Raw genomic sequence first — 12,361 nt, forward strand, 5'->3', positions numbered from 1 at the left:
TTTAGGTTTTGGCGCGACGTTCGCTGTAGGGTTTGGATGCAAGTTAACTGTGATGCAATGCGGTCGTTCCAGCGCGTCGCGTAAGTTAGCTGGAGAACGGTCAAAGCGTGTCGGGTAATTAGCTCGGGCTAGCCGGTCGGAGCTTTGGAGTTCAGAAAAGCAACTATCCCCTGGGTGACCGCGGCGGCATATTTCGCCCGCCCGTCCGGACTTTCCATTCGCGCCAAGTCACCGGCGTTTTTCATGTTGCCCAGTTCGACCAGCACCGCGGGGTACTGGGCCAGGTTCAGCCCGGCGAGGTCGTCGCGGCCGTAGAGGCCGTCCGAGCCGATGTAGTTGGCGGGCTGTAAACCCGACTGGACCAAGGCATCCCGCATCGCATGCGCCAGCTTCACGGCGGGTCCGGATTGGACATCGCCCAGCGGAGGGCTGGAGTAGTTGACGTGGAATCCACTGCCGGATGCCGGCCCGCCGTCGGCGTGGATGCTCACTATCGCGTCAGGGTGCATGGCGTTGGCCGCGGCCGCGCGTTGGTCGATGCAGGGGCCGACTCCGCTGTCGCTCTCGCGCGACAGCTGGGTCCGGACGCCCATCTGGTTCAGCGAATCGTTGATCAACCCCACCACCGCCCAGGTGAACGCGTGCTCGGGATACCCGTCGTCGGCGGCGGCGCCCGAGGTCTGGCAGGGCTTGGTGCCGCCGCGGCCGTTGGGGACCTGCTGGTTGATCGAGGCGTCGTTGACGGCGTTGTGGCCTGGGTCGAGAAAGACCGACATCCCGGCCACCCCGGCCCTTGCCCTTGGGGTCGGCAACCACGCGCCGGCGGCGGCGATCGCCGGCATCACACCGGCGACCCTCAGGACGTCGCGGCGTGTAATGGATCGCGAGGCACCGGGGCGATCACTCACCGCGCGATGGTAGCAATTCGCCAGATCGTCGACCGTGGAGGTTGGCGAGCCTAGGCGAAATAGCTTGGCGCGCAACGATCCTACGCAGCGCGCGAATCCACCGCATTCGGCGACCAGCCTTCGAGCTTCGCGCCATCAATATCGCCATACAAAAAAGTATGTTATGGTTCGCGACATGTCCGTGGCCGACAGCCGCCCCCTGCACGGCGTCACCGACGAGTTCGTTGCCCGGCTGGCCGATCGCGCCGACGAGGCCGAGCGATTGCGGCGCCTGCCCGCGGCGACGATAAGCGACTTCAGGCAGACCGACCTGTTCCGGCTACTGCTGCCCGCCCGATACGGAGGCATCCAAGCCTCGTTTCCCGAACTGCTGCAACCGATTAGGCGGATGGCGCACGGCTGCGCATCGAGCGCGTGGACGCTCGGTTTCTACGCGCTGCACAACTGGATGCTGTCGCTGTTCGATCCGTGCGTTCAGGACGAGGTCTTCGGGTCCGGACCGGTGCTGGCGCCGGCTCCCCTGGCTCCCACCGGCCGTGGCGTCCCGGCCGACGGCGGAGTGCGCCTGACCGGCAGGTGGTCATGGGCGACGGGCGCGATGGATGCCGACTGGGTGATCGTCGGCGTGCTCGTCGAACGGCAGGACCGGATCGACCCGGCGTTGGCCGTGGTGCCCGCCGAGCAGGTCGAGGTCGTCGACACCTGGCACACGGCCGGCATGCGCGGCACCGGCTCGCACGATCTCGTCATCACCGACGCTCTCGTGCCCGAGCATCGACTGGTCGCCGTGGCCGACATCTACGGCGGCACGGCACCGGGCGCGCGTGAGCACGGGGTCCCGACGTACCGGTGGCCGCTGGTTCCGGCGCTGGCGCTGACGGCGTCCATGCCCGTGCTCGGGACCGCGGAACGGGTGAGCGAACTCTTCGCCGAGCGACTCGGCGAGCGCGTCCTGGCGTACAGCGGGGTCGCGCAAAAAGATCAGCCCGCCGCGCAGATCCGGCTGGGCGAGGCCCGGGTACGACTGAGCTCGCTGCGGGCGTTGGTCGCCAAGACCGCCGATGACATCGAGACGCTCGTCGTCAGCGGGGAACGGGTGAGCCGATCGGTGCGGGCCGACGCGCGGCTGGCGGCGGCGTGCACCGTGCACGAAAGTCGGTCGGTCATCGCCGATCTGATGGAGGCCTCCGGTGCCAGCGTTCACTTCCTGTCGAGCCCGATGCAGCGCGCCAAGCGTGATGTGGACATCGCCGCTGGGCACGTGGTGTTCGACTACGACACCAGTCGAGAGTTGGCCGGCGCGTTGGCGATTGGCGCGAAGATCTCACCCATCGCCATGGTCTGAGCCGGCCGTCTCCCCCAGCATCAGCGCCAGGAACCGTTCGCGTTGAGCGACCGATTGGGCCTGTTCGGCCGAGCTGGTGAGATGCAGCAGTCCGATTCCCGCGGCGAAGGTCAGTTCGGCGCGTAGCCGGGCATCCTCGCGGCTGAAACCGTAGTCGCTGTAAGCCTTTATCACGGTGCGAAGCAGCAGCCGATCGGTGGCGCGGATTTTTTCGGCGGCCACCGGGTCCAGGCGGGCCCACTCACGCATCGCCCGCTCGAGCATCCAGTACTGCGGGCTGACCAGGGTTTGAGTCAGGGCCGATAGGCGTTCTCGGGGTGCCAGCGCGTCGAGCTCGGACAATGCCTGGCGGTCCCGTTCGAGGAACTTGTTCCACGACTCGATCAGGGCGGTCCGATAGTTTTCGATGTCCTCGAAGTGCCAGTAGAAGCTGCCGCGGGTGACGCCCGCCTGCTGGCAGAGGCGTTCGACTTTGAGTGCGCGCACTCCCTCCCGGGCGAGCACGGTGTAACCCACCTCCAGCCAGTCCTCGGCGGACAGGCGGGTCGACGGCTGCTTTCGCACCACCACACCATGCAGGTTACGGGAGGGGTCCCTCGTTCGTCGGCGGAATGGGGAGTCGGGCGGTGTCATCGAGGTCGACTTCGAGCGCGTTGAGCATCAGCGCGAGGCCCGCATACCGGTTGATCACCATCAACGCTTCGACGGTGGCCTCCGAGCCGAGGGCCGTGTGCACCTGGTCGAAAAGCGGGGCCGCGACGCGGCGGGTGCTCACCAGTTCGCTCGTCAGTCGCAGCACGGCCAGCTCGGTGGGATCGAATTGCCCTGTTTGCCAACCGGACTCGGACGTGATGGCGTCGATGGTGGCGGTGTCGAGTCCAACCGTTTGCGCGACGTCTCTGTGTTGGCCGAGTTCGTAGGCGCAATCCATGAGATAGGCGGTGCGCAGCACGATCAGTTCGCGAAGCCTTCTCGGCAGCACCGGGCTGGTCAGGGCGGCGTCGCCGGCCACCATCCAGCCGGTGAACACCTTCTCGGCGTTGGCCAGGGCACGGTAGACGTTGAGATTGCCGCGCCGCGCGGTCAATTCGCGGGCGAGTTCGGTCATGTCTTCGGGCCGGCGATAAGGGACGCGGGTCATGTCGCGTCGATGTCGAGGTCGACGGCGTTGAGCACCAGCGCCAGACCGTAATAGCAGCTGACGATCATCAGCAGTTCGGTGATTGCCTCGTCGCCGAGCAAGGTGTGGGCGGTGGCGAAGGTGTCGTCGCTGAGCCGGCGGGCGGCGCACAACTCGGTGACGGTGTCGATGACGGTGCGTTCATCACCGCTGAATCCGGCCGTGTCCAGGTCCGCTTTGTTTTGTAGAGCGTCGATTTGTTTTTCGGTGAGTCCGGCTTTGCGGGCGAAGATCACGTGCTGGGCGAGTTCATATGGCGAATCCTGCAAATGGGCCACCCGCACGATGCTGACTTCGCGCATCCGCGGGGTGAAGGTCGGGCTTTCGAAGAGCTGGCCGGCCATCTGTGCCCAGCTCTCGAATATGTTGGGGGCGTTGGCGATTAGTCGAAGCACATCGAGGGTGTCGGGGCGGGTCAACAGCTGCCGGATCTGTTCCGGCTGTTCGTCTGCTTTGGCCAGAGGCATTCGCGTCATCCGCCCGAGTTCCTTTCTCGTCCAGGAAGGATTCCTCGACTGTAGTGAACCGCTCGGTTCGGATTGATAGAGCGTTGCCGAAAGCTGCTAGCCCATGTGCTATCGCTTTCGGGCTCTAACCCAGGACCCGGCGCGCGGCTACCGATTGCGTTTAATTGCTAGTCATTTCGCTTGCGCGTCGCCGACTCATCGCTTGGTCACGATAGCCGAGTTGTAGTTAGGGGCCCACGCCCGCTCGAAAACGGCAATGGGAACCTGCTCGTCGCGGCCGGTACTGATGCCGCTGTCGTTCAGATGCACCACACCGGCCTTGCTGTCAACGCCGGTGACCACCACGAAGTGGTTCGCAGAGTTCCGCTTCCCCGGCCGATTCCAAATTGTCTCGGCGTTGAGGATGGCGATGACCTTGTGGTTTCCCCCCAACTTGCGCGCCACAGTGTCGGTATCGGTCTGAATATTCTCGGCTCTGATCCAGTAGTGCCACAGCAGTACCGGAAGGTCGGCGATATTGGTGGTGCCCGTTGGCGTCCAAATCGGCCCGTGACCCCCTGCGCTCGGTGTGTTTTCGGCCAAAGTGATCATCTGCTGCTCTGTTGGCTCGCGTCCCGTGATCTCGCCGACCACATCGGCTACTGCCATTTCCCCACAGTCGGAAGCGTGTTGCTCGCGCCAGTAGGCCGCCGCGGCGACGGGATCGCCATACATTCCCAACTCATGGTCGGCGTCGGGGACGGGAGCGCCCGGGTTGGCGTGCACCCCAGCCGCCAATATCACCGGCGACGCTGCGATCGCGGCGGACAACAAAACGACCCGGCCGACCGTTCGTGCGGCGCTGGCGACAGTTGCCGGCGAGGTGCTCGTCATGGGTGTCCGCTCCGGGGCCGCCGCGACGGCGTCTAGATGTGACGAAAAGAGGTTCAGGTTGTGGCCCTGGACGGAGATTGACAGAAACTAGACGAAATACCACACCGACACGCGGACAGTTATCAAGCTGGTAGCCGTAAGCCCCCAGACTTTTTGGCGCACGACGAGCACCCCGACGGCCAGTGGCGCCCCGAGCTCAGCTCACTTTGTCCAGTCGGAACGGCAGTGAGATCACCAATGCCTTGTTGATGCCGCACGCCCCGCTGTCCCCCGAAGTCATGTCCACACCGGCGAGCACCTTCGACGTGGAATCGGTGGCCACCCAACCCCTTTCATCGACGGGATAGAACCGGTAGATCTGGTGTCCGGTTCGGGGTGCGCCGTTGGGGCAGGGCTCCCAGTTGGGAATGTCACGCTTGACGACGTACTCGCTGCCGTGCAGGCCCACGTCAGCGCTCCAACCGAGGTCGCTGGTGACCCGGCCGGTGCATTCGAGCGGCGTGCTGCACGTGGTGCTGATCGTCCATTTGCTCCGGACGCTCGCTTCGTTGTGATAGATGTCGTTGGTTTTCGCCCAATCGCCGTTGGAGGTGGCCAGGTAGGTGCCGTTGAGTCCCCAATCGTCACCGGAGCCGGTGGCGGTCGGCGCGGTCGCCCCGCCGGCAAGGATCAGCACCAGAGCCGGAATCACCAATGACGTCGGCCGCATCGATCACCTACTTGATCGGCGTGAACTGGAGGTGCAATTCGTTGAGTCCGCGCAATATGTAGGTCGGCGCGTAACTGTAGCTGCGGTCCCCTGCGGGCCCGTGAACGTCCTCATTGACCCGGATATCGCCCATCCGGTCCAAGATCCGCTCCAGCGAGACCCGGCCCTCGACCCGCGCCAACGGCGCACCGGGGCAGCTGTGGACGCCGCGGGCGAAGGCGATGTGCTCGCGAACGTTGCCCCGGTCGAGCCGGAATTCGTGCGGGTTCTCGAAGCGGTCGGGATCGCGGTTGATCGCCCCCGGGCAGAGCATGACCGTGGTACCGGCCGGGATATCGACGTCGCCGACGCGGGTCGACTTGCGCGCCAACCGGAACGCCGTCTTCACCGGGGCTTCCATCCGCAGTGTTTCCTCGATGAAGCCGGGGATCAGACTGCGGTCATCACGCAAGGCCTGCTGCAAATCCGGTCGGTCGCACAGGATTTGCAATGCGGCGCCAAGCAGCTTGGCGGTGGTCTCCTGGCCGGCCCCGAACAGGAAGGTCGCCGACCGCACGACCTCCACGACCTCGGGCGTCGACCCGTCCGGATAACGCGCGGCGGCAAGGTCACTCAGCACATCGCCGCGCGGCTCGCGGCGCCGGTCTTCGATGTAGAAGCTGAATTTCTCGTCGAGAAATTCCAGCGGATTGATCGCGGCAGGATCGTGGTCGAGGTTGCCCGCGGTGTGCGAATGAGCCAGCGCGGCGCGGAATTCCTTGTGATCAGCCTCGGGCACCCCGAGCAGGTTAGCGACGGCCAGCAGCGCGTAGGGCTTGGAATATGCGTCGAGGAACTCGCATTCGCCGTGGCCGACGAACTCGTCCAGCTGCTGGTCGGCCAAGTGCCACAGAAAGTCCTGATTCTCTTTCAGCCGTGCCGGAGTCAGTAACCGGCTCAGCACCGACCGGGCGCGAGTGTGGTCTGGCGGGTCCATGGTGACCATGTGCTCGTGCAGCGGCATCTGCGTGCGGTGCTGTTCGATCAGGCCGCTGATGTCATCGCCGTCGGGTTCGAACGGCAACGGCGGGAACGGGCCGCCCACCGCGATGCAGCTGGAAAACGAGTCGACGTCTTTGTAGAGCGCCATCGCCTCCTCGTAGCCGGTGACGGCGACCACCCCGTGGCGCGGCTCGCGAACCACCGGGCCCTTGGCGCGCAGATAGTCGAAATAGGGATGGGGGTTGGGCACGAGCGCCGGATCGGTGAAGAAGTCGGAGCCGTCAAAGTCGTTCACTGGCAACCCTTCCTGGGCAATCGGCGGTCATACTCGTGGTGCTCCGAGCGCGGCTTTGCAGAATTCCCAAAGGTTTTCTTCGGTGGCCCGAAGGTCCTCGTCGGTTTTGGCCGCATAGGCGTAGTAGTGGTAGATCGCGCGCTGCAGCTCGACGATGAACCAGGTGTCCCAGTCGGGATTCCGCGGATGCAGCAAGCCCTTGTCGGCGGCGGCCGCCACCTCGGCTCGCAGCAGGTCGACGAACGGCTGTTCGGCCTCGGCGAGTTCGGTCGGGAAGATGCGGTGCAGGTGCCAGTGCGCCGAGACGATGAACCGAATGCCCGCGGCCTCGTGGCTGTCGCCGTGGAATTGTTGCAGTGGAGCGGTGATGTACGAGCGCAATCGGTCCATGGGATCGGTCATGTCGGCGGCGGCTTTGGCCCAGCGGTCGCAGGCCTCCGTCATCGCGTCTCCGATCACGGCGAGCAGCAGTTCATCTTTGGAGGCGAAGTAGCGGTAAAAGGTCTGCAGCGCCACACCGGCCTCGGCGACCAATTCCTGAGTGGTGAAGTCGTCCTTCGCCTGGATGAGCCGTCGCGCCGCGTCGAGCATCAACCGCACCTGGTTGGCGATACGGGTGCGGGACCGCTGCACGGCCGCCGATCGATCGACAGCGCGCTCTACCCACGATTCCGACGGGACTGTCACAGCGACTCCTAAACGCCAGTAACAGTAGAACGATATTCTGATCCTTCGGAGAACGCAACTCTCAAAACGGGTGCGCGGAGTAGCACACGGCGCCCCCGAAGTGTGGCGAGGAGTGGCACGCCAGCCCGATCGCGGCGTTGTCGCGCTGTCGCTCACCGGCCCGCCCGGCCAGCTGCAGGTAGCACTCGAGCATCTGCGGGATGCCATGCATGCGACCGTTTCCCAGCGCGCCGCCTCCCGACAGCGCGGGAATAGCGGCGGCGTCGTCGCTGTCGATACCGCCGGCCTCGACGAAGCGATGCGCCTCACCGGGCGGGCACAGCCCCAAGACCTCCAACCACAGCCACACGAATAGCGAAAACCCGTCGTACACCTGGGGCAAATCGACCTCGGCAGCTGTGATCCCGGCGTGCTCCCACAACCGGCGCGCTGTCTGCACGCCGCCCTCGACGATGTCATCGAGCGGCCAGTGCAGGGGCAGGCGCCGCCGGGCAGGCATTCCGGAGGCAAAGCCCGCGACATACACCGGCCGATGCGGCAGGTCCATCGCGCGTTCGGCGGAGGTGAGCACGAATGCGGCCACACCGTCGACGGGGATGTCGCAGTCGTAGCGACAGACCGGGTCGAACAGCATTGGCGCCGAGAGGTATTCGTCGACGGACAGCGGCCGATCGTGCCAGTACGACCACGGGATACGCGCACCGTTCTTGCGCGCCTCCACCACCACGGCGGCCATCGACTCCCGTCGCGCGCCAAAACGCTGCAGATACTCGTTGTGCGGCAGCGCGATCATGGCCAGCGGCCCGAAATAGCCTTGCGGCGCCGTCCATTGCTGCAGCCCGCGCGCCTCCCGCATCGGGTTGGCATGGTAGCGCCCGGCGGGGTTGTGCAAGGCGCGGTGCAGCAGCACGTAGTCCGCTGCGCCGCTGGCAACCGCGTTGACGGCCATGCCGACCGAGCCGGTGATTTGACCGATACCCTCGAAACCGGCGACGTAACGCGGTGTGGCGCCCAGGCATTGGGCGAGCCAGGCCGACGAGACGGTGCTGACACCGTCTTCGGCGACTTGGCCCCCGGCGCTCGGCAGCAGGCTGGAGCTGACGAATCCATCGATCTGGTCGAGGCGCAGTCCCGCGTCGGCAATCGCGGCGCGGGCGGTGTCGACGGCCTGCGCCCCCAGTGCTCGGTCGGCGCGGCGGCACACCGGGCTGTGTGCGTAGCCGACGATGGCGACCTTGTTGCTCGCCGCGAACCTGCCGCTCACGTCAGCTCGAACGCGGGGACGGCCACGCCGGGCGCGAGGTCCTCGAAACCGACGACGACCGGGGCGTTGATGCGCAGCGGCGCGTCGACACCGTCGAGCAAGCGGCCAATGAGGCGCAGGTCGGCCTGTTCAACGAGTTCGACATCGACAAGCACGAAGGGAAGGTCGTCGTCGAAGCCGGGTAGGAAGGCCTGGCGCACCACGGTCCAGGATCGAACGGTGCCGCGTCCGCTTACCGGGGTGAACTCGAATCGGGGCTCAGTGGTGTGGCAATGCGGGCACACCACGTCGGGGGGCGCGCTCAGCTGTCCGCATCGAGCGCAGCGCGCCACGGTGAGCACGTGTTGGGCCGCCGACGACCAGTACGGCGCCGAGGATTCGTCGGGAACCGGCAGTGGCCGTCCACTCACGGAATCACGCCCTGGTCGCACATTTCGGCGATGCGGTCCCAGTCGTACCCGAGCTCGGCGAGCAGCGCCTCGGTGTGTTCGCCGTGCTCGGGTGCGCGGCGCATCGATGGCGCCTGCTCGTCGAGTTGCAGCGGCACGGCCGGCAATCGGTACGCCTGGCCGTCATCGAGCCGGACCTCTCCCACGTACCCATTGGCGATCACCTGCGGATCGTCGATCACCTCGGTCACGGATTGCACTGGCGCCCAGGGGGCGTCGAGCTTGGCCAGTAGCTCTTTCCACTCGGCGAGGGTGCGGTCGGCGAAGACGTCGTCCAGCTCGGCCACGCACGCCTCGCAGTTGGTGCGCCGCGCCGCCAGATCTGTGAACCGAGGGTCTTCGATCAGGTCGGCGCGGCCGACCAGCCGGCAGAACTCCGCCCAGTAGCGGTCGCCTTGCAGGAACATCAGTTGGATGTGGCGGCCGTCTTTGGTGCGGTAGTTGCCGGTCAGCGGGTTGACCTGCGGGCCGCGGCCGCCGACCGGACCGGCTTCGCCGCCGTTGAGCACCGCGAGCAGATCCGACGACAACATCCACATCGCGGTGGCCAGCAGCGAGACGTCCACCACCGAGCCGACGCCGGTCTTCGCCCGCTTGAGCAGTGCGGCCGCGATGCCGAAAGCCAGTGCCATCGCCCCGTTTCGGTCGCCCATCGCGCCGCGCTGGCTGATCGGGTAATCGCGCTCGGGCGGGGTCAGGATGTGGCCCACTCCCCCTCGCGCCCAAAACGCCGAGCTGTCGTAGCCAGGCTGATTGGCGTCCGGGCCACGCGTTCCGAAGCCATGACCCCGGGCGTAGACGAGGCGCGGATAGCGTTGCCGGAGCGTGTCGGCGTCCAGACCGAGCCGGCTCAGCGCGCCGGGGCGCAGGCTGGTCAGGAAAACGTCTGCGGTGCTGAGCAATTCGTGCAGAACCGACATGCCCGTCTCGTGCCGCAGGTTGAGCGCTACCGACCGCTTGCCGCGATTGGCCAGAGCCATCGAGAGGTTGACGCCGTCGCGGTCGGTGCCGATGCCTTGGGTCGCCAACCCACGGTAGGGGTCGCCCTCGATGCGCTCGATGCGGACGACGTCGGCGCCCCAGTCGGCCAGCAGCGCACCAGCCACCGGGACGAAGACCCATTGTGCCAATTCGATTACGCGTAGCCCTTCGAAAGCGCCCTGGTCCATCTACTGCCTCCTCGGCGCAGGAACTGTCGCCACGCTCATGCCGGTGCCGTCTGTCGGGTGAAGGCGGTATGCGCTTTGGCGGCCTGGACTTTCAGGAGTGCGGCGCGATCATCCTTCAGCAGGAAGCCCGCTCGGACGGCTTCGTCGAGGCTGATCGTGAATTCGGCGAGGTAGGTCTGCACGTCGCGGTAGCGCTCGGCGAGCAACTCGTAGGGCAAAGTCACCTCGCGTCCCGCAAGTTTGCAGAGCGGCCCGGGCGTCGAGTGCGCCTCGTAGCGAGCGATCGGCACGTCGAGGAATGGTGAAGGCACGCCGCCGATGGCGTTGCCGAATCGGTCGACGGCAGCCTCGGCCACCACGTCGTCGACGTTGAGCGCAATGCGCGGAGCGGTGGGTGGCGCAACACCGTCCTCAGCCCACCGGAAGAGATTCCGCAGTGCGGCGCGGACGAAGGCCGACATCGGAAAGCTCGACCCGTTCCCGTCGCAGCCGGGAATCGTGGCGGCGTGGGGAGCGCCGGCGATCTCATACAGCCGGAAACGGTCCCCTGCCGCGTCACCGTCTTCGCGCCGCACGGATGCACTGCCGGGGTTGACGAACTCCTCGAAGGTGAATCCTTCGACGTCGGTTTGCGGTTGGACCTCGATGACCGGGACACCGGTCGGCGGCATCGGCGCGTACTCGAAGCGCGGCAGGCCTTCTCCCACGGCGAGGGGCGTCAGGCTGGCGGCATGACAGGCGGGGAAGAATCCGTCGTAAGCGGGGCGGCCGTCGCGGGTGCGGGTCAGCGCGCCGAACGCCGCGGCGAAAGTGGCGGTGTCGACGCCGCTTTGTGAGTAGCCGCCCAGATACACGTGCCGGACCGGTAGATGGCGAAGTGGGCTGTGTGGGCCGCCCTCCTTGAGCACGGTGCCGATCGCGCGCAGCAGGTCCCAGGCGAGGTCGTTGGACGGGATCTCGACGTCGGCGTAGCGCTGCGGGTCGTAGCCCTTGAGTTGCGTTGCCGATGTGGTGCGGACGGTGATGCCGATCCACGCGTCGCCCTGCGCCTGCAGCAGGCTGGCGACGTGCAACCACAATGCGTCGCGGTCGAGGCCGTAGGTGGTGTTGAACGGCTCGACAGTCACCCGGCCGCTGAATCGCGACGCGTCGTTCGGGTAGCGGGCCAGCACCCGAGTCGCGTAGCGGTGTCCGTCGCTGACCACCGTCGCGGGTCCCGTCGCGGGACCGGCATAGCAACTGGCCGTGCCGCAGAGCAGGTATTCGGCTTCCGCGTAGTCGTCGGCGAATTCGGGCAGGGCTTCGTCGAATTGGGAGGGTGGCCGGGTCGCGCTGGTCTCTGGAACCCCGGAGCCGCAGGGCATTTCCCGCAGCAGTGTGACGCCATGTGCGGTGCATTCGCTCATGTCACGCCGCCTTCGCTTCTATCGAAAACCCTGCTGCCCGAGTATGATTGACGCGACCGAAGAGGAGGAACGCCATGACATCCAAGCTGCTCGCCTGGAAGTTCTCGATGCTCGCCGGTGTTCTGGCCGTCGTCGTCACGGCGCTTGCGCCGGTCGTGCGGGCCGCAATGCCGTTCGGCAACTACGACCTTCGGATCGAGGGCAGGTACGACTTTCACACCTGGGTGTGGGCAATCACCGCGTGTCCAGGCGGCGGGTGTGTCCACGTGAACGCCATCGCCCGGCCGGTCGCCAAGGCGTTTCCCTACATCGGGGACGCCCACCTGATCGACGGTCGTTACGTGTTGACCGTTGATGTTCCCGACGGGCTGAGGTGCGACGATATCTATTACGGCCCAACGGTTCCCACGCACGACGCGTACACCTGGGATGCGACCACGCTGGCCGGCGAGCTGCGGTCGTCGTTCGACTCGGGTTGTCATGGTGCGCCAGCCGGCTCCTACACGTATCCGTTCACGTTGTCCCGCTTGTAGTGTCGCGGTCGATGGGACAGGCCCGACTGGTCGCGATCGTCACATTCGCCACAGACGCCTCTGGCCGGAGCCACCAGGGGATTTGCCCGCCTCTC

At 66.2% G+C, this 12,361-nt stretch carries 14 protein-coding genes; 2 read left to right on the forward strand and 12 right to left on the reverse strand.

Annotated features, from left to right (window positions below):
• Positions 1-128 precede the first annotated feature (128 nt).
• On the reverse strand, positions 129-908 hold the full coding sequence (locus A5753_RS06975; protein WP_067124883.1) for an Rv3717 family N-acetylmuramoyl-L-alanine amidase: 780 nt from the start codon (positions 906-908) through the stop codon (positions 129-131).
• A 175-nt stretch (positions 909-1,083) separates the two neighbouring features.
• Here A5753_RS06975 and A5753_RS06980 point away from each other — a divergent pair, with 175 nt between their 5' ends.
• Positions 1,084-2,253: an acyl-CoA dehydrogenase gene (locus tag A5753_RS06980; RefSeq protein ID WP_067125298.1), complete on the forward strand. Its 1,170-nt coding sequence runs from the start codon at positions 1,084-1,086 to the stop codon at positions 2,251-2,253.
• On the opposite strand, the gene A5753_RS06985 is transcribed toward A5753_RS06980, so the two are convergent.
• The 11 genes from A5753_RS06985 to A5753_RS07035 all read right to left on the reverse strand — a co-directional run bounded on the left by A5753_RS06985 (position 2,233) and on the right by A5753_RS07035 (position 11,733).
• Positions 2,233-2,769, reverse strand: coding sequence for a TetR/AcrR family transcriptional regulator (locus A5753_RS06985; protein WP_197694619.1), 537 nt, complete (start codon positions 2,767-2,769; stop codon positions 2,233-2,235). The genes A5753_RS06980 and A5753_RS06985 overlap by 21 nt on opposite strands.
• Positions 2,770-2,833: 64 nt before the next feature.
• The gene (locus A5753_RS06990; protein ID WP_067124898.1) at positions 2,834-3,394 is read right to left on the reverse strand and encodes a carboxymuconolactone decarboxylase family protein; all 561 of its coding nucleotides are present in this window, start codon (positions 3,392-3,394) and stop codon (positions 2,834-2,836) included.
• Positions 3,391-3,909, reverse strand: coding sequence for a carboxymuconolactone decarboxylase family protein (locus A5753_RS06995; protein ID WP_197694611.1), 519 nt, complete (start codon positions 3,907-3,909; stop codon positions 3,391-3,393). Before A5753_RS06995 ends, A5753_RS06990 begins: the two co-directional genes overlap by 4 nt.
• Positions 3,910-4,095: 186 nt before the next feature.
• Positions 4,096-4,614: a C39 family peptidase gene (locus A5753_RS07000; RefSeq protein ID WP_231990022.1), complete on the reverse strand. Its 519-nt coding sequence runs from the start codon at positions 4,612-4,614 to the stop codon at positions 4,096-4,098.
• A 355-nt stretch (positions 4,615-4,969) separates the two neighbouring features.
• Positions 4,970-5,482 (reverse strand): hypothetical protein, encoded by a 513-nt coding sequence (locus A5753_RS07005; RefSeq protein WP_082971196.1) that lies wholly within the window; start codon positions 5,480-5,482, stop codon positions 4,970-4,972.
• Positions 5,483-5,489: 7 nt separating this feature from the next.
• The gene (locus tag A5753_RS07010; RefSeq protein WP_067124907.1) at positions 5,490-6,758 is read right to left on the reverse strand and encodes a cytochrome P450; all 1,269 of its coding nucleotides are present in this window, start codon (positions 6,756-6,758) and stop codon (positions 5,490-5,492) included.
• 27 nt (positions 6,759-6,785) lie between these two features.
• Positions 6,786-7,391 carry a TetR/AcrR family transcriptional regulator gene (locus A5753_RS07015; RefSeq protein WP_067124909.1) on the reverse strand — a complete coding sequence of 202 codons (606 nt, stop codon included), beginning with the start codon at positions 7,389-7,391 and terminating at the stop codon, positions 6,786-6,788.
• Positions 7,392-7,506: 115 nt separating this feature from the next.
• Entirely contained in the window at positions 7,507-8,709 is a 1,203-nt protein-coding gene (locus tag A5753_RS07020; protein WP_067124912.1) for a thiolase family protein, read from the reverse strand.
• A complete protein-coding gene (locus A5753_RS07025; RefSeq protein ID WP_067124915.1) occupies positions 8,706-9,119 on the reverse strand; it encodes a Zn-ribbon domain-containing OB-fold protein in 414 nt (137 codons plus the stop codon). Before A5753_RS07025 ends, A5753_RS07020 begins: the two co-directional genes overlap by 4 nt.
• On the reverse strand, positions 9,116-10,327 hold the full coding sequence (locus tag A5753_RS07030) for a CaiB/BaiF CoA-transferase family protein (RefSeq protein ID WP_067124918.1): 1,212 nt from the start codon (positions 10,325-10,327) through the stop codon (positions 9,116-9,118). The genes A5753_RS07025 and A5753_RS07030 overlap by 4 nt, the downstream gene beginning before the upstream one ends.
• Before the next feature lie 35 nt (positions 10,328-10,362).
• Positions 10,363-11,733: an alpha/beta hydrolase domain-containing protein gene (locus A5753_RS07035; RefSeq protein ID WP_067124921.1), complete on the reverse strand. Its 1,371-nt coding sequence runs from the start codon at positions 11,731-11,733 to the stop codon at positions 10,363-10,365.
• Positions 11,734-11,900: 167 nt separating this feature from the next.
• Between A5753_RS07035 and A5753_RS07040 the strand changes: the two genes are divergently transcribed.
• Positions 11,901-12,266, forward strand: coding sequence for a hypothetical protein (locus A5753_RS07040; protein WP_082971211.1), 366 nt, complete (start codon positions 11,901-11,903; stop codon positions 12,264-12,266).
• Positions 12,267-12,361 lie beyond the last annotated feature (95 nt).

Source organism: Mycobacterium sp. 852002-51971_SCH5477799-a, from assembly GCF_001667145.1.
Classification (GTDB): Bacteria; Actinomycetota; Actinomycetes; order Mycobacteriales; family Mycobacteriaceae; genus Mycobacterium.

Coding starts and splice junctions, on each gene's coding strand:
- A5753_RS06980 (WP_067125298.1), top strand. CDS start 1,084: ATGTCCGTGGCCGACAGCCGCCCCCTGCACGGCGTCACCGACGAGTTC.
- A5753_RS06990 (WP_067124898.1), bottom strand. CDS start 3,394: ATGACCCGCGTCCCTTATCGCCGGCCCGAAGACATGACCGAACTCGCC.
- A5753_RS06995 (WP_197694611.1), bottom strand. CDS start 3,909: ATGACGCGAATGCCTCTGGCCAAAGCAGACGAACAGCCGGAACAGATC.
- A5753_RS07000 (WP_231990022.1), bottom strand. CDS start 4,614: ATGTATGGCGATCCCGTCGCCGCGGCGGCCTACTGGCGCGAGCAACAC.
- A5753_RS07005 (WP_082971196.1), bottom strand. CDS start 5,482: ATGCGGCCGACGTCATTGGTGATTCCGGCTCTGGTGCTGATCCTTGCC.
- A5753_RS07030 (WP_067124918.1), bottom strand. CDS start 10,327: ATGGACCAGGGCGCTTTCGAAGGGCTACGCGTAATCGAATTGGCACAA.
- A5753_RS07035 (WP_067124921.1), bottom strand. CDS start 11,733: ATGAGCGAATGCACCGCACATGGCGTCACACTGCTGCGGGAAATGCCC.
- A5753_RS07040 (WP_082971211.1), top strand. CDS start 11,901: ATGCCGTTCGGCAACTACGACCTTCGGATCGAGGGCAGGTACGACTTT.